Here is a 19,942-nt window from a genome sequence, read left to right on the forward strand (position 1 = left end):
TTGCCTCGGCAGCGGCGGCACGCGCCATCGCCGCCGCTCATCCGCAATGCTCAGTCGTACAACACCGCCGCGATCTTCGGATCGTCGATATTGGTCTTGTCGTACCAGTAGAAACCGGTATCGATGACCTTCGGCAGCTTCTCGCCCTTGGTCGCCTTCACGGCCGCCTCGACGGTCTTGTAGCCGATCCCGATCGGGTTCTGCGTGATCGCGCCGGCCATCAGCCCGCTGCGGATCGCATCCTTCTGCTGCTTGCCGGAATCGTAGCCGACGATCACGACCTTGCGCTTCATCTCGCGCACGCCGTTGACCACGCCGATCGCCGAGCCTTCGTTGGTGCCGAACAGCCCCTTGAGCTTCGGATACGCCTGCAGGATCGACTTCGTCACCTCGGTCGACTTCAGCTGGTCGCCTTCGCCGTACTGCACGGTCACGACCTGCACCTTCGGGTGCGCCGACTTCATCCGTTCGAGGAAGCCGTCGCGGCGGTCGATGCCGGTGCGGCTCGTCTGGTCGTGCGCGACCACGGCCACCTCGCCTTCGTCGCCGATCAGCGCGGCAAGCTTGTCGGCGGCGAGCGCCGCAGCCGCCTTGTTGTTGGTCGCGGCCGTCGTCACCGGGATGTCGCTGTCGACCCCCGAGTCGAACGCGATCACCGGGATCTTCTCGGCCTGCGCCTTCTTCAGGAGCGGCAGCGCGGCCTTGCTGTCGAGCGCCGCGAAGCCGAGCGCGGCCGGCTTCTTCGCGATCGCGGCCGACAGCATGTCGATCTGCTTGTCGACCATCGCCTCGGTTTCCGGCCCCTCGAACGTCACCTTCACCTTGTAGTCCTTCGCGGCCTGCATCGCGCCCGATTTCACGGCCTGCCAGAACTGATGCTGGAAGCCTTTCGAGATCAGCGGGATATAGGCTTCCTGCGCCTGCGCGCCGGCCGTGACGCCGACGGCGAACGTCAGCCCGACGATCGCATTCAACACCTTGCTCCTGATCACTTCGCGTCTCCTTGGTTGGTCTCTTCTGGATGCCGGCCGGGCCGGCGGTGAAGCGGATGCCTGCGTGCAGGCGGGCGTCAGCGGCGGCGCCGGCGCAGGATGTCGACGTACACGGCGAGGATGATGATCACGCCCGTCACGACCGTCTGCCACTCCTGCGCGACCGACATGATGCGCAGGCCGTTGGTCAGCACGCTCATGATGAACGCGCCGATGATGGTGCCGACGATGCTGCCCGCGCCGCCCGACAGCGACGTGCCGCCGATCACGACGGCCGCGATCGCATCGAGCTCGTAGCCCTGCCCGAGCGCGGGCTGCGCGGAGTTCAGCCGCGACGCGATCAGCAGGCCGGCAATCCCGCACACCGCGCCGCTGAACGTGTAGACGGCGATCTTCCACGCGTCGACGTTCACGCCGGACAGCCGCAGCGCTTCCTCGTTGCTGCCGAGCGCGAACGTGTAGCGGCCGAAGATCGTCCGGTTCAGCACGATCGACGCACCGATCGCGACGAGGAACAGGATCAGCACCGCGTTCGGAATCGGCAGCGCGGGGATCAGGTTGCCGATCAGCGAATCCTGCGCGATCGACGTGAAGCCCGGCGTATCGTTGAAGTAGATCGGCCGCGTGCCCGAGATCACGAGCGACAGCCCCTTGAGCAGCATCATCATGCCGAGCGTCGCGATGAACGGCGGCACCTTCATCTTCGCGATCACGAAGCCCGACACGCAGCCGGACAGCGCACCGAACAGCAGCGCGGCCAGGATCCCGAGCGGCAGCGGCATCCCCCACTTCGTCAGCACGACGCCGGCCATCACCGCGCAGAACGTCATCAGCGTGCCGACCGACAGGTCGATGCCCGACGTGATGATCACGTACGTACACGCAACGGCCAGCACGCCGTTCACGGCGGTGGCCTGCAGGATCGACACGAGGTTGTCGACTTCGAGGAAGTTCGGCGACGCGAAGCTGAAGAACACGATCAGCAACACGAGGCTCGCGAATGCGAGCAGCTTCTGCCGCGCGGCCGGGTTGAAGAAGCGCGACTTCAGGCTCGATGCGGCGGCCGGCGTGTCGCCGGAAGCCAGGGGCGGGACGGGATGCGTATCGTTGGACATGATCGGGTAGGCGTCTGAATCGGGACATCAGGACAATACGGTCGACTCGCGCTGCGTCGCGAGCTGCATGATCTTTTCCTGCGTGGCGTCGGCCGCGCGCAATTCGCCGGTCACGCGGCCTTCGCACATCACGAGAATCCGGTGGCTCATGCGCAGCACCTCGGGCAACTCCGACGAGATCATCACGATCGCCTTGCCGTCGGCGGCCAGCGCGTCGAGCAGCTTGTAGATCTCGCTTTTCGCGCCGACGTCGATGCCGCGCGTCGGCTCGTCGAAGAACAGGATGTCGCAGTCGCGCAGCAGCCATTTCGCGATCACGATCTTCTGCTGGTTGCCGCCCGACAGGAGTCGCGCCGGCTGCGTGACCGACGGCGTGCGGATCGCGAGCTGCCGCACGTATGACTGCGCGGTGTCGCGCATCTCGCGCGCATCGAGAAACACGCCGCGCCGCACGAAACGGCGCATGCTCGACAGCGCGATGTTGTTCTGCACGTCCATCCCGACCGCGAGCCCGAAGTGCTTGCGATCCTCGGACAGGTAGCCGATCCCGTGCTTCACGGCATCGGCCGGCGTGCGGATCGTCACGGTCTTCCCGTGCACGCGGATCTCGCCGGCATCGACCGGGTCCGCGCCGAACACCGCGCGCGCGACCTCGGTGCGGCCCGCGCCCATCAACCCCGCGAAGCCGAGGATCTCGCCGCGCCGCAGCGTGAAGCCGACGTCGCGGATCGCACGGCCGCGTGACAGCCCGCGCACTTCGAGCGCGACGTCGTTCGACGACGTATCGGGCGGCGTGCGGGATTCCGTTTCAAGCTGGCGGCCGACCATCATCGCGATGATCGTATCCATCGACGTGTCCGCCATCGGCACCGTCGCGACATACTTGCCGTCGCGCATCACGGTCACGCGATCGGCGATCTGGCGCAGCTCGTCCATCTTGTGCGAGATGTAGATGATGCCGACACCGTTCGCGCGCAGATCGCGGATGATGCGGAACAGCTCGGCGATCTCCGCGTTGTTCAGCGCGGCGGTCGGCTCGTCCATGATCAGCACGCGCGAGTCGAACGACAGCGCCTTCGCGATCTCGACCATCTGCTGCTTCGCGACCGTCAGCCGGCCGACCGGCGTGCGCGGATCGAGATCGAGCCGCATCCGCTGGAAAATCACGGCCGCATCGCGGTTCAGCTTGTCTTCGTCGACGAACACGCCGAAGCGGCCGCGCGGCTCGCGGCCGATGAAGATGTTCTGCGCGACGCTCAGGTGGTTCATCAGGTTCAGCTCCTGATGGATGATGCCGATCCCGAGCGCCTGCGCGGCGCGCGGATCGGCGATCTCCACCGCGCGGCCGTCCATCCGGATCTCGCCGTCGTCGCGCTGGTACACGCCCGCCAGGATCTTCATCAGCGTCGACTTGCCGGCGCCGTTCTCGCCCATCAGCGCATGCACTTCGCCGGCGCGCAGGTCGAAGCGGCAGTCGTCGAGCGCCTGCACACCCGGAAAACGCTTGCCGATGCCGGTCAGCGCGATCAGCGGCGGCGTGGTGTCGGGGTTGAGGTCAGGTTGCATGGATCGCTGCCCTCAACTGATCGCACGGTCGAGATGCGTATAGCCGCCGTCGACGAACAACCACTGGCCCGTCGTGTGCGATGCCCGGTCCGACAGCAGGAACACGGTCGTATCGGCAATCTCGTCGGCGGTCGTGAAGCGTTGGCCGAGCGGCACCTTGCCCGCGATACCGGCGAGCTTCGCGTCGGGATCGTCGAAGCCCGCCAACCAGTTCCGGTACAGCGGCGTCATCACCTCGGCCGGAATCACCGCGTTCACGCGTACGCCGTCGTCGCGCAATGCGACGGCCCATTCACGCGTCAGCGCGAGTTGCGCGCCTTTCGACGCGCAATAGCCGCTCGTATTGCCCTGCCCGGTCACGGCCGTCTTCGACGAGATGTTGACGATCGCGCCGCGCGCCGCCTTCAGGTGCGGCACGCAGTAATGCGCCATCACGTAGTAGTGGATCAGATTGCGCTCGAGCGACGCGACGAACGCGTCGCGCCCGGCATCGAGCCCGATGCTGTCGTTGATGCCCGCGTTGTTGACGAGGCCGTCGATGCGACCGAAACGCGCGAGGGTCTGCGCAACCGCGTCGCGGCACTGCGCGTCGTCCTGCAATTCGACGGACATGCACGCGGCGCGCGGCTGCTTGTGCGCGAGTTCGCGCCAGAACGCGCCGTCGGGCGCGTGGCGCGCGAACACCACCGGTATCGCGCCTTCGCCGGCCAGCCGCATCGAGATCGCGGCGCCGATGCCCGACGCGCCGCCGGTCACGATCACGACCTTGTCTTGCAGATTCAAATCCACTTCGCGTCTCCGTCGTTCATGTTGTCGGCACGCTCAACGCGCATCAGCCGCGGAACCGGTACTGCTCCAGCGATTCGGGCTTCATCTCGATCGAGAAGCCGGGCGCCGTCGGCGGCATGTACGCCGCGCCGCGCACGACGCACGGTTCGACGAAATGCTCGTGCAGGTGATCGACGTATTCGGTCACGCGCCCTTCCTTCGTACCCGAAATGCACACGTAATCGATCATCGACAGGTGCTGCACGTACTCGCACAGCCCGACGCCGCCCGCATGCGGGCATACCGGCAACCCGTACTTCGCGGCCATCAGCATCACCACGAGAATCTCGTTCACGCCGCCGAGCCGGCACGCGTCGATCTGCACGACGTCGATCGCGCCGCGGGCGATGAACTGCTTGAACAGCACGCGGTTCTGGCACATCTCGCCGGTCGCGACCTGCACGGGCGCGATCGCCTTGCGGATCTTGCGATGCCCTTCGACGTCGTCGGGGCTCGTCGGCTCCTCGATGAACCACGGCCGCGCGAACGCGAGCTCGCGCACCCAGTCGATCGCTTCGTCGACTTCCCACACCTGGTTCGCGTCGATCATCAGCTTGCGATCGGGGCCGATCACTTCGCGCGCGATCGTCACGCGGCGGATGTCGTCCTCGAGGTTCGCGCCGACCTTCAGCTTCACGTAGTCGAAACCGGCGTCCACCGCCTCGCGGCACAGCCGGCGCAGCTTGTCGTCGCTGTAGCCGAGCCAGCCGGCCGACGTCGTGTAGCACGGGTAGCCGTCGCGCTCGAGCGCCGCGATCCGCGCAGCCTTGCCGGGCGCCTGCCGGCGCAGCAGCTCGAGCGCTTCGTCCGGCGTCAGGCAGTCGGTCAGGTAGCGGAAGTCGATCGCGCGGACCAGCTCCTCGGGGCTCATGTCGGCGACGAGCCGCCACAGCGGCTTGCCGACGGCCTTCGCCCACAAATCCCACACCGCGTTGACGACGGCGCCGGTCGCCAGGTGGATCGCGCCCTTGTCGGGGCCGATCCAGCGCAACTGGCTGTCCGACGTCACGTGCCGCCAGAAGCGGCCCATGTCCTCGCGGATCCAGTCGAGGTCGAGGCCGACGACGAGGTGACGCATCGCGTCGATCGCCGCACAGCAGATTTCGTTGCCGCGCCCGATGGTGAACGTGAGCCCGTGACCCTCGAGCGCGTCCTGGTCGGTTTCGAGCACGACGTAGGCCGCCGAATAATCGGGGTCCGGATTCATCGCGTCGGAGCCGTCCAGCTGGCGCGAGGTCGGGAAGCGCACGTCGAGGACGCGCATCGATCGAATGATAGGCATGACGAACCGTCCGTTAAAGGAAATCAGGCTTGCACGGTGCGCTGGCGTTGCTCGCCGAGCCCGTCGATGCCGAGCGTGATCACCTGTCCGGCGCGCAGATAGACGGGCGGCTTCTGCCCGAGGCCGACGCCCGGCGGCGTGCCGGTCGAGATCACGTCGCCCGGCTGCAGGCTCATGAAGCGGCTCAGGTAGCTGATCAGGTGCGGCACGCGGAACACCATCGTCGCGGTCGTGCCGTTCTGGTAGCGGTGGCCGTCGACGTCGAGCCACAGCCGCAGCGCGTGCGGATCGGGCACTTCGTCGGCCGTCACGAGCCACGGGCCGAGCGGGCCGAATGTGTCGTTGCCCTTGCCCTTGTCCCAGGTACCGCCGCGTTCGAGCTGGAATTCGCGCTCCGACACGTCGTTCACGACGCAATAGCCGGCGACGTGCGACAGCGCGTCGGCTTCCGCGATATAGCGGCCGCCCTGGCCGATCACCACGCCGAGCTCGACTTCCCAGTCGGTCTTCTCCGAGCCGCGCGGAATCTCGACGTCGTCGTTCGGGCCCGAGATCGCGCTCGTCCATTTGCCGAACACGACGGGCTCCTTCGGCACCTCCATGCCCGATTCGGCTGCGTGATCCGAATAGTTGAGCCCGATGCAGATGAACTTGCCGACGCGGCCGACGCACGCGCCGAGCCGCGGCGTGCCGTCGACGAGCGGCAGCGACGACGGCGGAATGTCGCGCAGACGCGCGAGCGACGCGGGAGTCAGTGCGTCGCCGGCGATGTCGTCGATCACGCCGGACAGGTCGCGAAGGTGGCCCTGCGCATCGAGCAGGCCCGGTTTTTCATGGTGTTTGTCGCCAAATCTGAGCAGTTTCATAGCGTCGTCGGAACGGAAACGGAAAGTGAATGGGAAGGCGCGGTCAGTTCGACCAGCCGCCGTCGATCAGATGGATCGCGCCGGTCGTGAACGACGCTTCGTCGGACGCCAGGTACAGCGCGAGCGCGGCCACTTCGTCCGCGCTGCCGATGCGGCCGATCGGCTGGCGCGCGACGAACGCCTGGCGCACCTCGTCGGCCGACAGGTGGCGCGTGCGCGCCTGGTCCGCGATCCGCTGCTCCAGCGACGGCGACTCGATCGTGCCCGGGCAGATCGCGTTGCAGCGGATGCCGCGCTCGACGAAATCGGCGGCCACGGCCTTGGTCAGGCCGATCACGGCCGCCTTGGTCGTGCCGTAGACGAAGCGGTTCGGCACGCCCTTCACGCTCGATGCGGCCGACGCCATGTTGACGATCGACGCACCGCCGGCTTCGAGCATCGCGGGCAGCAGCGCGCGGATCAGCCGGTACATCGACGTGACGTTCAGGTTCAGCGAGAACGCCCATGCGTCGTCGTCGCAATCGAGGATCGAGCCGTGGTGCACGTAGCCCGCGCAGTTGAACAGCACGTCGAATGCGCGTTCGCCCGCGGCGAGCGCCGCGATGTCGTTCGCATCGGTGACGTCGAGCCGCCGCGTGGTCAGCCGGCCGCCCGCGCGTTCGGCGTCGGCCTCGAGCCGCACGAGCGCGGCTTCGTTGATGTCGGTCGCCAGCACGTCGGCGCCCTCGCTCGCGAACCGCAGCGCGGTCGCGCGGCCGATGCCCTGCCCGGCCGCCGTCACCAGCGCGCGTTTGCCCTGCAATCTCATGAGCACGTCTCCCGAAAAAGCCGGCCACCAGTTGGCCGATTGGCACAAAGGACTAAAGGTCCAACCAATCATAGGAAGAGATCGCGCGTTTGTCACGAAATCGCGATTCAGTATTTACCCGAGCGGGGAAATCCGGCGGGTGGGAAAAATCTGGTGCAGGACAGATCCTGAAAGTCCCATCCGGGATTCGTACAAACCCAATACTGGCGTGCCTCTCAGCCAGTTTGTCGTACTTGTTCGGTGCGGCGGCCCCGCCAACCTGACAAAAAAGTCATGTTCACGTCAGGGTCTCAACGGGATGGGCGCGCCATCATGGCATCGCCGGACCGCGCTTTTCAACCATCGCCTCCCCGCCCGCTTTCGATCCCTGCGGGCACCTCCGTCCCCCGGCGATGGACTCCGTGACTGGGCGAGCAGACACGGTGCGCGGGCCGATTTTCCGCCCCGGACTTCTCGTCCGGGGCGTTTTTGTCCGTGGTTTCCAAGAAAATAAGCGTGGATTGTTTCTAAATCGGCAAAAGGTAATTTGAGCCAGACAGGATGTTTTTTCCGGTCACAGACGCTTACATTTAGCGCACCACTCATGGAAACCGCTACGGATTCGCCATCGGGTAGTGACATCCACTGCCAGGGCCGAAACCGCACGAGCTTTAGGAAACGGCAAAATGAAGGCCTCCAAATCCCTGCCTGCGCTCGATCCCGCCGACGTCCACGTCGAAATTCTCGAACGTTCCGATACGCTGCTCGTCGTCCGCTGGGTCGAGCCCGGCCGCTGTCACTACGGTGAACAGCGCTGGCGCCGCCGCTTCGCGCAACGCACCGGCACCTGCGCGCTGTCGCGCCAGGTCATCCATCGCGGCGACGAAGTATTCCGCCCGGCCGAACGCCCGGCCCCCGCGAATGCGGCCGCGATGATCTCCGCCGCCGAGGTACTCGCACTGGCCGGAAGCAGGTAAAACCTGCCGGCCCGCGTCCGGGCTCGCCGCGCCACGCCCTGCGCCCGCCCTAGAAGCGCCGGTCTAATTCCCCCGCTTGTCTGTCACGTCCGCCCGCACTATCGTTACACCACTCAATGTAACGATTACGTGCCGCGGCCGATCGGCCGTGCCGATGGAGACAGACATGCATGCATGGAGTGCGCGCCACGTCCCGGCGCAGGGCGGCAAGGTCGCGGTCGTGACCGGCGCCAACAGCGGTCTCGGCTGGCAGCTCGCGGAAACGCTGGCCGCGAAAGGCGCGACGGTCGTGATGGGCTGCCGCGACGCGGCGCGCGCCACCCATGCGGCCGATGCGATCCGCCAGCTTCATCCCGACGCACGCGTCGAAGTCGATCCGCTCGACCTCGCGGATCTCGCGTCGATCGCCCGCTTCGCGGGCGACCTCTCCGAACGCCACGGCCGCGTCGACATCCTCTGCAACAACGCCGGCGTGATGTTCCTGCCGCTACGGCATACGCACGACGGCTTCGAAATGCAGTTCGGCACCAACCACCTCGGCCATTTCGCGCTGACCGGCCAGTTGCTGCCGGCGTTGCGCGCCGCGCGGCGGGCGCGCGTCGTGACGATGTCGAGCGGCTTCAACCGCGGCGGCCGGATTCGCGTCGACGACCTGCGCGCCGGGCGACGCTACAACCGTTATCTCGCCTATTGCGACAGCAAGCTCGCGAACCTCGTGTTCGCGATCGAGCTGCAGCGCCGCTTCGAGCGTGCGGCGTTCGCGGGGATCAGCGTGGCCGCACACCCCGGCTATGCGGCGACCAACCTGCAGTTCGCAGGCCCCGCGATGGATAGCTCCCCCGCGCGCGCCGCGCTGATGCGGGCGGCGAACCGTTATCTCGCCCAGCCGGCCGACCAGGGCGCGCTGCCCGCGATTCACGCGGCGACATCGCCGGATCTCGCGGGTGGCGCATACATCGGGCCGTCCGGCTGGTTCGAGTCGCGCGGGCTGCCGGCGCCCGCGAGCGTGCCGCGTTCGGCGCGCGACGTGGCCTCGGCGGCGCTGCTGTGGGAAGCGTCGGAAGCCGCGACGGGCGTGCGCTTCCTCAGTTCGGGGGCGCCCGCCGGACGCGCGCCGGGCCGGCCGTTCGATACGGCGGCCGAAGCGCGTTGAACGGCGGATCGCCGGCGTCAACATTCTTCATACTTATTACGCGATCCGAAAAGAAAGCCCGTTGAAAGACTGGTGCGACGCACAACTGTTACCGCCCAGGAAACAATCTATCGTCAAAATCAGCGTTTACCCTGAAGCTCCCGGTGACTAAGATTTGATCAATCGCTTAAGACACGGTGTCGAGAGCGAACTCAATAAAACACCCGGAGGTCACCATGAAATCGCTCGTTTCCGCAGTCGTTGCTGCTGTCGCCCTGTCCGCTTCGTTCGGCGCATTCGCTCAAAGCACCGTGACCCGCGCACAAGTGCGCGGCGAACTGGTCCAGCTCGAACAAGCCGGCTACAAGCCGGGCGTGTCGAGCCCGTACTACCCGAACGACATCCAGAGCGCCGAAGCGCGTGTTCATGGTGCCGACACCAGCGGCTACGGCGCACAGCCGGCTCCGCTCGTCCACTCGGGCGCCCCGGCAGCCACGTCGTCGAACGCGCGTGACTCGATCTTCTTCGGCCAGTAAGCCGATGCGCCCTCGGCGGGCGCCGCGCGCCGCGCGATGAAGTACCGCAGTCCGGACGAGCCCCTTCGCGGGGCTCGTCTTGTTTTATGAAACGCATACCTCCGCCGCCCGGCAGCGGGTGGCTTCGCCCGGACGCTTTGCGTCCGGGTGCTTTTTCCCGGCGGGTATGCGTGAAGACGCCGTGTGCGCCGATCAGCGCACCGCAGCGACGGCAGGCACCGATCGCGACAGCACACGCCAGCGCGACAGCAGCTCGTCGCGATCGACGTAACAGCCCTGCAGGTGACGCCGGCCCGTCGACGGATCGAACTCGGTGCGCGCATGCAGCACACGCCGGTTGTCGAACGCCCACATGTCGCCCGCCCGCAGCCGGCGGTGTACGCGCAAGCGCGGCTCGCGCGCGAGCGCGAGGAACCGCCGGTACGCGCGATAGACGGCCGCGACCGAGCCGGCCGGCGCATCGAGCGGCCCGCGCAGGAAGTTCGCGACTCGCACTTCCGTGACGTTGCCGCGCGCATCGAGCCCGATCACCGGCGCCGAACAGCGGTAGTCGCTGTTCGCACTCTTGTTCCAGAACTCGAACGGCGTCGATGCCAGGTGCTCGAAATCGGCCGGATGCTCGCGCCGCAGCGCATCGGCGAGCGCGAAGCCGTCGAGGAAGATGCTGTCGCCGCCCGTCGCTTCGTTGGCGAGGCAATGCAGGAACTGCACGCCCGGCTGCAATTCGCGCGTCGGCAAATCCGTATGCGGCGGCAGGTTCAGCGACGTATACGCATTGCTGTCCGGACGCGGCTTCGATTCGACGTCGAACAGCACACCGAAATTGCTTTCGCGGATCAGGCCGATGCGGCGCGCGATTTCGTCGACGCGGCCGCGCTCGGCCGGCACGCCTTCGACGAGCGTCAGCCCCGTGCGCTGCAACGCGGCGAGCCACGCGAGCAGCGCACCGTCGTCCTCCATCACGTCGCGCCACGCGAACACGCCGATCGCCGTCGCATCGTCACCGGCCCATACGTGCCGCCCATGCGCGGCCAGACGCTCCGCGCGCGACGCATCGTCGTACGCATGCGCACGCAGCCAGCCCGGCGACCACGCGCTGCGATGCCCGTCGTTCCATTCCACATGCAGCGCGCCGTCGGTTTCGACATGCACGGTGAGCGCCGACAAATCGGCGCGCGCATCGGCAATCTCGAACACCTGTTCGCGCGTGACCGCATGCACGCACGCGGCACACGCGCAGTTGTCGCGCAACCAGTCGAAATGGAACGGCGATCGTCGCGTATCGCTCCACTCGACGTCCACCGCCCCATCGCCGATCGTCGCCGCCGCGATGGCCGCGTCGGCCGAAAACGTCCGCCAGTCCTCGATACGGTGTTGCGCCGCTGTCTGCATCGTTGCCTCCCGGAAACGCCCGCTACGCGTGTGGTGCGAGCAAAAACCCGCCGACCCTCCGGTGCATGCGTGCGGCCTGCGGGCTCGTCCCGAGCGCGCGCCAGCAGCCGTGCACCAGTCCTGCTCCTGTCCAGCCATGCGCGACCCCGCCGGCCGCGCGAATTCGTTCGACGTACACGCGCGCGTCGTCGCGCAGCGGATCGTGTTCCGCGCCGATCGCGAGCACCGGCGGCAGGCCGTCGAAATGCGCCGCCTCAAGCGGCACCGACGCGCGCAACAGCGGGTTGCCGCCCTGCAGCACGTCGGACAAGTCACCGTCCCAATACAGTTCGCGATAGCGATGCACGTCGTCGAGCGTCAGCATCGGCGCGTGCGCTTCCGTTTCGCGTGCCGGCGATTGCGGTTCGAAGCCGAGCATCGGATACACGAGCGCGATGCCGTCAACGTTGCGTTCGCCTGCGTCGCGCAGCGCGGTGGCCACGGCCGCCGCGAGCATCCCGCCCGCACTGTCGCCCGCGAGCGTCAACGGATGCGCGCATGGACCGAACGGCCAGCGTGCATCGCGCGCGGCGCGCGTGACTTCGAGGCAATCTTCGAGCGCGGCCGGCGCGCGGTGTTCTGGCGCAAGCCGGTAGTCGACCGCGATCACGTCGAGCCCGGTATCGGCTGCCAGTTGCGCGGTCATCAGCGCGTGACTGTCGAGCGAGCCGACGACGAAGCCGCCGCCATGAAAAAACAGCACCGTGCCGCGCGATGTGCGGTGCACGGACGTGTAGCGCCGCAGTGCAATCGCGCGCCCGTCCGGCGCGTGCCACACGGCGTCCTGCTGCGCGATGCCGGCCGGCAGCGCGGCCGGCGTCCATTCGGCCGCGAAGCGGTCGTAGAGGCGACGCTGCTCGTCGGCCGAGCGCGCCGCCGCATCGGCCGGATACCATGCGTCAACGGCTGCGACGAACGCCGCGATTTCCGGTTCGAGCATCGTGCGCACCCCGCGGGCGAAGATTGAGGATTGAAGAGCGAAGATCGCGGTTAGCGGCGCGGCGGCAACCCGATCACGCGGCCTGCATACGCAGGCGCCGCGCAATCGCGCTGCAACGCATGCAGTTCGGCCACGCGGGCGGCCACGTCGTCGTCGAACGGCGCCGACTTCGCGCCGTCACGCGTATCGACGTGCAGCAGCATCTGCTCGCTCGCCGATACCGCGTCGTCATGCCCTTGCGCAAACAGTTCGAGATACAGGTGCAGCCGCTTCGCATCGTGCGCGAGCACGCGCGCATCGACACGCACCTGCGTGCCTTCCTTGATCTCGTGCAGGTAGTTCACGTGCGCTTCGAGCGTATAGACCGAGCGCCCCCGCTCGCGACGCGCGGTGTCGTCGAGCCCGATGCGATCCAGCAATGCATCGGTCGCGAAGCTGAAGATCAGCAGGTAGAACGCATCGCGCAAGTGGCCGTTGTAGTCGACCCATTCGGGCCGCACCACGTCGCGGTAAATCGTCAGCGGGGTATCGCCCGTCATCGTCTAGTCCTCGAATCGCATCCCGTGCCGCGCCTTCACCGCGGCGATCGATTTCAGCACCTCGGTGATGCACTCGTCGCGATAGCGTTCGAGCTCCTTGATGCTGCGCGTGCCCTGCTGCTCGGTCGTCCCTTCGACGACGCTGTCGATCAGCGCGTCGGTCAACGTCGGCGCGACCAGCTTCGTCCACGGCAGTTCGAGCGCCGGGCCGAACTGCTGCATGAAGTGTCGCATGCCCGCGTCGCCGCCGGCCAGCGTGTAGGTCAGGAACGTGCCCATGAACGACCAGCGGATACCCGCGCCGAAGCGGATCGCATCGTCGATCTCGCCGGTCGTCGCGACGCCTTCGTTGACCAGGTGCAGCGCTTCGCGCCACAACGCTTCGAGCAGGCGATCGGCGATGAAGCCCGGCACCTCCTTGCGCACGTGCAGCGGCCGCATGCCGAGCTTGCGATAGATCTCCATCGCGCCTTCGACTGCTTCCGGCGACGTCCGCGCGCCGCCGAGCACTTCGACGAGCGGCAGCAGGTAGACGGGGTTGAACGGATGGCCGACCACGCAACGCTCCGGATGCGTCGCCCGCGCGTAGAAATCGGTCGGCAGCAGCCCCGACGTCGACGACGCAATGATCGCGTCGGGTTGCGCCGCGCGGCTGATCTGCTCGTGCAGTTCGAGCTTCAGCGCCTCGCGCTCGGGCGCGCTTTCCTGGATGAAATCGGCATCGGCGACGCACGCCTCGATCGTCGAGACGAAGCGCAGCCGCGCGGGATCGGCGCCCGGCGCGAGGCCGACGCGTTCGAGCGCGGGCCACGCGTTCGCGACGTTCGCGCGCAACCGCTCTTCCGCGCCCGGCGCCGGGTCCCACACGACCACGTCGAGTCCGTGCGCGAGCGCGCGGGAAATCCACCCGCTGCCGATCACGCCGGTGCCGATGGCGGCAAACGTCTTGATATCGGTCTTCACAGCCATGTCAACGCATCCTTCGAATCAGGGGAAATCGGTGGGCGGCGATGCCGGTGCGCATGCCGCCGTGTCAGGTCAGTCGGCGAAAAAACTCACGCGAATTCGGCGATCGCACGCCGTTCGAGCGGACGCTCGCCGCGCGCCGGCAGACCGAGCTTGCGGCGGCCTTCGGCCGGCGTCAGCACGCGGCCGCCGAGCCGTTCGACGATCTCGCGGGCGCGCTCGACGAGCGTGCCGTTGGTCGCATGCACGCCGCGGTCGAGCCAGATGTTGTCTTCGAGACCGACCCGCACGTGGCCGCCGAGCAGCATTGCCTGCGCGACCATCGGCATCTGCATGCGGCCGATCCCGAAGCCGGCCCAGTGCGCGCCCGGCGGCAGGTTGTCGACCATCGCCTTCATCGTGCCCGTATCGGCCGGCGCGCCCCACGGAATGCCGAGGCACAGCTGGAACAGCGGCGGATCGTCGAGCAGCCCTTCCTTCAGCAACTGCTTCGCGAACCACAGATGGCCCGTGTCGAAGATCTCCAGTTCCGGCTTCACGCCGAGTTCCTGGATGCGCTTCGCGCCGGCGCGCAACTGCGCGGGCGTCGACACGTAGATGTAGTCGCCGTCGCCGAAATTCAGCGTGCCGCAGTCGAGCGTGCAGATCTCGGGCAGCAGGTCCTCGACGTGCGCAAGGCGCGTCAGGCCGCCGACCAGGTCGGTGCCCTTGCCGAAGCGCATCGGGTCTTCGCCGGGGCCGATCTCGAGATCGCCGCCCATGCCGGCCGTCAGGTTGATGATCACGTCGACGTCGGCCGAGCGGATGCGGTCGACCACCTCGCGGTACAGGTTCGGGTCGCGGCTGCCGCGGCCGGTCTGCGGATCGCGCACATGACAGTGCGCGACGGTCGCGCCAGCCTTCGCGGCCTCGATCGCGGCGGCCGCGATCTCCTTCGGCGTGACCGGAATCGCCGGATGCTTGCCGACCGTGTCGCCCGCGCCGGTGACGGCGCAGGTGATGATGACGTCATGGTTCATGCTGGGTGCCTCGCTTGAATCGGGTTGTGTCGCATTGCTGGGGTGGCGCGGGCCGTCACAGGCCGAGATACGCCTTCACGGCAGGCAGGCCGTCCTTGCCGTCGAACGTCTTGACGCCCGCAAGCCACGGATCGAGTACCTGCGGGTTCTTCTTCAGGTAGGCCTTCGCGGCGTCGGCCGGCTTCGTCTTGTTCATCACCGACTGCATCAGCTGGTTCTCCAGCTGCGTCGAGAAGCGCAGGTTCGTGACGAGCTTGCCCGCATTCGGGCAACGCGAAATGAAGTCGGGCGCGGTGAGCGTGTACACGCGTGCTTCGCCGTAGTTCGGCCCGAACGACGCGTCGCCGCCGGACAGGTAGTTCATGCTGAGCTGGATGTTCATCGGGTGCGGCTCCCAGCCGAGGAAGACCACCCACTTCTTCTCGCGGATCGCGCGCTCGACCGTCACCAGCATCCCGGCCTCGCTCGACTCGACGAGCTTGAAGCCGCCGAGCCCGTACTGGTTCGTGTCGATCATCTTCTGGATCGTCGCGTTCGCGCTGCTGCCCGGCTCGATCCCGTAGATCTTGCCGTCGAGTTCCGCACGGTGTTTCGCGATGTCCTCGAAGGTCTTCAGGCCGGCCTGGTATTCGTAGCTCGGCACCGCGAGCGTCGCTTTCGCACCGGACAGGTTCGGCGGTTCGACGACGTTGATCGACTTGCTGTCGAGGAACGGCTGGAGCTGCTTCTGCTGCACCGGCCACCAGTAACCGAGCGACACGTCGAGCTGCTTGCTCTTCAGGCCGGCGAACGAGATCGGCACCGACGCGATCGTCGTGGTCGGCTTGTAGTCGAGTGCCTCGAACACGGTCGACGCGAGCGCGGTGGTCGACGTGATGTCGGTCCAGCCGATATCCGCGAAACGCACGGCGCGGCAGGTCGCGGCATCGGTCTCGGCCAGCGCCGCGTTCGTGAACGCGCTTGTCGCCAGCACGGCCGCGACAAGCGCGGCGATCTTCGTCGACTTCATGGTTCGGTTCCTCCCGGTTGGTCTCGCGGCAGCCGGTGCGCGGAGTGTGCGCCGGCCTGCATCGTGGGAGTAAAAGTAACGAGCCATATTCGCCGCGAGAAGACCGCCGGCGACCTGTTCTTGACTATTTGCGACTATGAGTGGAAACCACTAGGTTTTGCCAGTGTCTTGATGGGTGGGGGTTTGGAGGTTTTCCGAGGAGCGTCGGGATTGCCCGGGTGCGGCGCGAGTCTTTCGATTCTGCCGCGCCGATGCTGACAGATTTCCGACAGGTCTCCGCTGCGGCGGGCAGGCCCTATGCTCGATGGGTCAGCGCGCATCACGCGCGGGCGCGGGCCGCCGCCCCGGGGCGTGGACATTGCGCGTCATCGGAATCGATGCAGACGGACATGACCGGCCGTCACGACGTACCCATCCGGTCCGATTGGTCAGGAGCAACATGACCCTTGCCACTTTCTTCGTCGTCGCCCTTGTCACAATCATTGTGGCCATGCATCGCGGCGTCACCCGCACCGCAGATGCAAAACTTCGCGCGCTGTTCGACGCGGACGGCCAGCGCGGCGAGGTATCGCGCCGGTTGATGCGCGACGCGGGGTACAACGTCTGAGTATCGACGTCGGTCCGGACGCCGGCGGTCGATCGGCTATCCGAGGAGTCTCGCCGTCGTCCGGACAATTTCGTCGACGAACGCCTTGACTGTCGGGTGGCTGCGCTCGCCGCGGCGATAGGCAACGTAGATCTTGCGACGAATCTCCGGCTTCAGCTTGATCCATGCAACGCCCGCCGGCGCGCGCAACACCCTGAGCCCCGGGGCGACCGACACCGAACAGCCGGACGCCACCATCGACTCGACCATTTCGGACCCGCGACACCGGGCGTTGATCCGGGGCTCAAACCCGGCGCGGCGGCATAACTCCGTGACGAAGCTGCCGAACGTACTCCACGTCGATTCGATCGCCCAGGTTTCGTCCCTGAGATCGCCAATGGCCAGCGACGACTTCCTGCTCAACGGGTGATCCGTGGCAACTGCCACGTACAGCACATCCTCTGCCAGCGGCACGATCTCGACACTCTCCCGGTGATTGCCGGTCGCGATCGAAAGATCATCGATCATCGCGATGTCCGCCCGCCAGGATCGCAATGCCGCGACCGCGTCGATCGGCTCCAGCTCCGCTATTTCGATCGAGAGACGCGGATACGCGCGGTGCAATGCCTTGACCGTATCGGGGAGCACCGCCGATGCGATCGACGGAAACGCGGCGACGCGCAGCGCTCCCGCAATCTCGCGTCGCAGTTCCGCCAGTTCCGAGCGCGCCTCGTCCAGTACGACCATGACGCGTTCGGCATACCCCGCCAATGCGTGCCCGGCGGGCGTCAACCTGACCCCGCGACCAACGCGCTCGGTCAGCTCGACGCCCGCCTCGTCTTCCAGTTGTGCAATCTGCTGCGACACCGCCGACGGCGTCAGGAACAGCGCGTCGGCAGCAGCGGCCATCGTGCCGCACCTCGCCAGCTCCAGCAGCGCCCTCAATCGTCCGACTTCCAACGTGACTCTCCTCGGCATTCAATTGAACAGAAACGCTAATGCATTACCCAAGAATCGATCAATATACATCACGCTATTTGCTGCCTACAGTCCACCTGGCGACGGGTTGGTCGGCCAGTCCGTTGCTCACTCAGACCGATGCGCTCGCCGCGCACTATCACCGGAGGACACATGCCGCGACCGATTTCCGCACACATTCATCTCGATGCCATCCGGCACAACCTGCAGCTAGCCAGGCGCCTGGCGGCATCGTCGCGCATCTGGGCCGTGATCAAGGCCAACGCCTACGGTCATGGCGTCGAACGCGTCCTTCCTGCGCTCTCGGACGCCGACGGCATCGCGCTGCTGGATCTCGACGAGGCCGTGCGGGTACGCGAACGGGGCTGGGCCAAGCCGATTCTGCTGCTCGAAGGCATTTTCGAACCCGGTGATATCGAGATCGCGGACCGCCATCGGCTGACCGTGACGGTTCACTGCGACGAACAACTCGCGCTGCTGAACGCGGCGAGGCCACGCGAGCGCATCGACATCCAGCTGAAAATGAACTCGGGCATGAACCGGCTCGGCTTCCGGCCCGGCGAATACCGGCGTGCATGGCAGCGCGCGTCGGACATCCACGCGACCGGCTCGATCGGCCTCATGAGCCACTTCGCGAATGCAGACGACGGAAGCGTCGACCGGCAGATCGACACCTTCGACGATGCCACGCGCGATCTGCCAGGCACGCGGTCGCTGTCGAATTCCGCCGCCGTGTTGTGGCATCCGCGCGCGCACCGTGACTGGGTGCGGCCCGGCACGATTCTCTATGGCGCTTCGCCGACGGGCCGCGCTCGCGATACCGAAGGTTTCCCGCTGCGCGCCGCGATGACACTGGCGAGCCGCATCATTGGCGTACAAGCACTCGAAGCCGGCGAGTCGACCGGCTATGGCAGCATCTTCACCGCACCGCGTGCGATGAGGATCGGCGTCGTCGCATGCGGCTACGCCGATGGCTATCCGCGTCATGCGCCGGAAGGAACGCCGGTGCTGGTCGATGGCGTGCGCACACGCATCGTCGGACGTGTGTCGATGGACATGCTCACCGTCGACCTCACGCCCTGCCCGACGGCGGGCGTCGACTCGCCCGTGGAGCTATGGGGAACGCAGCTCGGCGTGGACGCCGTCGCCGAGCCATCGAAAACGATCGGCTATGAACTGATGTGCGCGCTCGCGCCGCGCGTGCCGGTCAGCATCGACGCGCTTGCATCGAGCGATACCGGGCTTCATTGCGTCTGACCGTTGTCGACCTCGGTAACGCGCGCGGCCGGCATATCCTCGCGGCTGGCCCGTCGTACCCGATCGACGATCCAGCGCAGGCGGGCCCGATGAAGGTGTATCGGAAGGAGCCCGCCAGCGCGGTCGATGCTGTTGCATCTGGCGTCAATTGAACAGGCACCTGCCCCCGATCCTCGAAATCACGCGCGCCTCGCGGGTCGTGCGCCTGTTCCGGCATCATGCAGTCCGCGCGCTCAACGTCAGCGATCCGGCGCCACGATGCGCGCAAACGCCTCCGCCAGCACCGTCGGCTCCGCCGGCAGCACCAGCGCGCACACCGACTGCGCGTCTTCATCCGACATCGGCACGAACACGACGCCGTCGATCCCGAGACTCGCCATCCGCTCCGGCACGATCGCCACGCCGCGCCCGGCCGCGACGAGATTCAGCATCGACGTCTTCGGCGACACGATCCGCGCGGCCGCCGGTACGAACCCGCGCTTCAGGCACAGATCGGTCACGACGCGCGCCAGCCCGCCGCGCTCCCGATACACGGCCGACACGAACGGTTCCCGCCGCAACGTCGATACCGCGACGCGCTTGCGGCCCGCGAGCGGATGATCGACAGGCACCGCCACGCACAGGCGCTCGGCGGCCAGTTCGACGAAACGGACACGCGCATCGCGCCGCAGCACCGGCAAGCGGACGATCCCGATATCGGCACGGCCGTTCGCGATTTCCGTCACCTGATCCTCGGACGACGCACGGTCGAGATCGACCCGGGCGCCCGGGCAGTCGCTCATGAAACGGTCGAGATCCGGCATCAGGCTGCTGGCCGGAACGGTGCTGGAATGCAGCAGCCGCAGCACGCCGGCTTCCCCGCGCGACAACTGCGAGCCCTCTTCGGCCGCAGCCGTCAGCGTCGCCGGGATCGATGCCACGCGTTCACGATAGATCGCGCCGGCCGGCGTGAGCCGGACGCCTCGCGGCTCCCGGTCGAACAGCACGAAACCCAGTTCGTCCTCGAGCTGGCCGATCTGCCGGCTGAGCGCCGACTGCGCGACATGGAGCGCGCCCGCGGCCGGCGTGAAGCCGCCGAGATCCGCCACGGTCAGGAAATACTGGATTTGCCGGAGTGATGGCATGCCGAAACGAGA

General features: G+C 67.0%; 20 protein-coding genes. 5 read left to right on the forward strand and 15 right to left on the reverse strand.

Going from position 1 to position 19,942, the window contains the following annotated elements; translation table 11 throughout:
• Positions 1 to 50 precede the first annotated feature (50 nt).
• The 7 genes from OHZ10_RS31430 to OHZ10_RS31460 all read right to left on the reverse strand — a co-directional run bounded on the left by OHZ10_RS31430 (position 51) and on the right by OHZ10_RS31460 (position 7,457).
• Entirely contained in the window at positions 51 to 992 is a 942-nt protein-coding gene (locus OHZ10_RS31430) for an ABC transporter substrate-binding protein (protein WP_059239325.1), read from the reverse strand.
• Positions 993 to 1,069: 77 nt separating this feature from the next.
• Positions 1,070 to 2,107 (reverse strand): ABC transporter permease, encoded by a 1,038-nt coding sequence (locus OHZ10_RS31435; RefSeq protein ID WP_059239323.1) that lies wholly within the window; start codon positions 2,105 to 2,107, stop codon positions 1,070 to 1,072.
• Between the two features lie 27 nt (positions 2,108 to 2,134).
• Complete coding sequence (locus tag OHZ10_RS31440; protein ID WP_059239322.1) at positions 2,135 to 3,673, reverse strand: sugar ABC transporter ATP-binding protein; 1,539 nt, start codon at positions 3,671 to 3,673, stop codon at positions 2,135 to 2,137.
• 12 nt (positions 3,674 to 3,685) lie between these two features.
• On the reverse strand, positions 3,686 to 4,462 hold the full coding sequence (locus OHZ10_RS31445) for an SDR family oxidoreductase (protein WP_059239320.1): 777 nt from the start codon (positions 4,460 to 4,462) through the stop codon (positions 3,686 to 3,688).
• A 43-nt stretch (positions 4,463 to 4,505) separates the two neighbouring features.
• Positions 4,506 to 5,783 (reverse strand): L-fuconate dehydratase, encoded by a 1,278-nt coding sequence (locus OHZ10_RS31450; protein ID WP_342705314.1) that lies wholly within the window; start codon positions 5,781 to 5,783, stop codon positions 4,506 to 4,508.
• Positions 5,784 to 5,806: 23 nt separating this feature from the next.
• Complete coding sequence (locus tag OHZ10_RS31455) at positions 5,807 to 6,649, reverse strand: ureidoglycolate lyase (RefSeq protein ID WP_174992503.1); 843 nt, start codon at positions 6,647 to 6,649, stop codon at positions 5,807 to 5,809.
• Between the two features lie 43 nt (positions 6,650 to 6,692).
• On the reverse strand, positions 6,693 to 7,457 hold the full coding sequence (locus OHZ10_RS31460; RefSeq protein ID WP_059239314.1) for an SDR family oxidoreductase: 765 nt from the start codon (positions 7,455 to 7,457) through the stop codon (positions 6,693 to 6,695).
• Between the two features lie 665 nt (positions 7,458 to 8,122).
• Between OHZ10_RS31460 and OHZ10_RS31465 the strand changes: the two genes are divergently transcribed.
• From OHZ10_RS31465 to OHZ10_RS31475, 3 genes are all read left to right on the forward strand, one after another.
• Complete coding sequence (locus tag OHZ10_RS31465; RefSeq protein WP_006484717.1) at positions 8,123 to 8,413, forward strand: DUF3331 domain-containing protein; 291 nt, start codon at positions 8,123 to 8,125, stop codon at positions 8,411 to 8,413.
• 166 nt (positions 8,414 to 8,579) lie between these two features.
• Positions 8,580 to 9,566 carry an oxidoreductase gene (locus OHZ10_RS31470; protein WP_342705315.1) on the forward strand — a complete coding sequence of 329 codons (987 nt, stop codon included), beginning with the start codon at positions 8,580 to 8,582 and terminating at the stop codon, positions 9,564 to 9,566.
• A 215-nt stretch (positions 9,567 to 9,781) separates the two neighbouring features.
• A complete protein-coding gene (locus tag OHZ10_RS31475) occupies positions 9,782 to 10,081 on the forward strand; it encodes a DUF4148 domain-containing protein (protein WP_059239310.1) in 300 nt (99 codons plus the stop codon).
• Between the two features lie 192 nt (positions 10,082 to 10,273).
• Here OHZ10_RS31475 and OHZ10_RS31480 read toward each other — a convergent pair whose 3' ends face one another.
• The 6 genes from OHZ10_RS31480 to OHZ10_RS31505 form a co-directional block, all read right to left on the reverse strand.
• A complete protein-coding gene (locus OHZ10_RS31480; RefSeq protein ID WP_174992505.1) occupies positions 10,274 to 11,473 on the reverse strand; it encodes a TauD/TfdA family dioxygenase in 1,200 nt (399 codons plus the stop codon).
• Between the two features lie 22 nt (positions 11,474 to 11,495).
• The gene (locus OHZ10_RS31485; RefSeq protein ID WP_340624647.1) at positions 11,496 to 12,452 is read right to left on the reverse strand and encodes an alpha/beta hydrolase; all 957 of its coding nucleotides are present in this window, start codon (positions 12,450 to 12,452) and stop codon (positions 11,496 to 11,498) included.
• Between the two features lie 50 nt (positions 12,453 to 12,502).
• On the reverse strand, positions 12,503 to 12,991 hold the full coding sequence (locus OHZ10_RS31490; RefSeq protein WP_059239306.1) for a thioesterase family protein: 489 nt from the start codon (positions 12,989 to 12,991) through the stop codon (positions 12,503 to 12,505).
• Between the two features lie 3 nt (positions 12,992 to 12,994).
• Complete coding sequence (locus OHZ10_RS31495; RefSeq protein WP_174992507.1) at positions 12,995 to 13,960, reverse strand: L-carnitine dehydrogenase; 966 nt, start codon at positions 13,958 to 13,960, stop codon at positions 12,995 to 12,997.
• Between the two features lie 86 nt (positions 13,961 to 14,046).
• Positions 14,047 to 14,976, reverse strand: a complete 930-nt coding sequence (locus tag OHZ10_RS31500) for a 3-keto-5-aminohexanoate cleavage protein (RefSeq protein ID WP_174992508.1) — start codon at positions 14,974 to 14,976, stop codon at positions 14,047 to 14,049.
• Positions 14,977 to 15,031: 55 nt separating this feature from the next.
• Positions 15,032 to 15,985, reverse strand: coding sequence for a choline ABC transporter substrate-binding protein (locus OHZ10_RS31505; protein WP_342705316.1), 954 nt, complete (start codon positions 15,983 to 15,985; stop codon positions 15,032 to 15,034).
• A 439-nt stretch (positions 15,986 to 16,424) separates the two neighbouring features.
• On the opposite strand from OHZ10_RS31505, the gene OHZ10_RS31510 reads away from it, so the two are divergent.
• On the forward strand, positions 16,425 to 16,592 hold the full coding sequence (locus OHZ10_RS31510) for a hypothetical protein (RefSeq protein ID WP_256087229.1): 168 nt from the start codon (positions 16,425 to 16,427) through the stop codon (positions 16,590 to 16,592).
• A gap of 36 nt (positions 16,593 to 16,628) precedes the next feature.
• Here the strand turns inward: OHZ10_RS31510 and OHZ10_RS31515 are convergent, their stop codons facing one another.
• Positions 16,629 to 17,531: a LysR family transcriptional regulator gene (locus tag OHZ10_RS31515; protein ID WP_059240919.1), complete on the reverse strand. Its 903-nt coding sequence runs from the start codon at positions 17,529 to 17,531 to the stop codon at positions 16,629 to 16,631.
• Positions 17,532 to 17,702: 171 nt separating this feature from the next.
• On the opposite strand from OHZ10_RS31515, the gene alr reads away from it, so the two are divergent.
• Entirely contained in the window at positions 17,703 to 18,806 is a 1,104-nt protein-coding gene (gene alr / locus OHZ10_RS31520) for an alanine racemase (protein WP_342705318.1), read from the forward strand.
• Positions 18,807 to 19,045: 239 nt separating this feature from the next.
• Here the strand turns inward: alr and OHZ10_RS31525 are convergent, their stop codons facing one another.
• Positions 19,046 to 19,930: a LysR family transcriptional regulator gene (locus OHZ10_RS31525; protein ID WP_342705319.1), complete on the reverse strand. Its 885-nt coding sequence runs from the start codon at positions 19,928 to 19,930 to the stop codon at positions 19,046 to 19,048.
• Positions 19,931 to 19,942 lie beyond the last annotated feature (12 nt).

The sequence above is a fragment of the Burkholderia arboris genome (assembly GCF_038723655.1).
GTDB classification, from domain to species: domain Bacteria; phylum Pseudomonadota; class Gammaproteobacteria; order Burkholderiales; family Burkholderiaceae; genus Burkholderia; species Burkholderia arboris.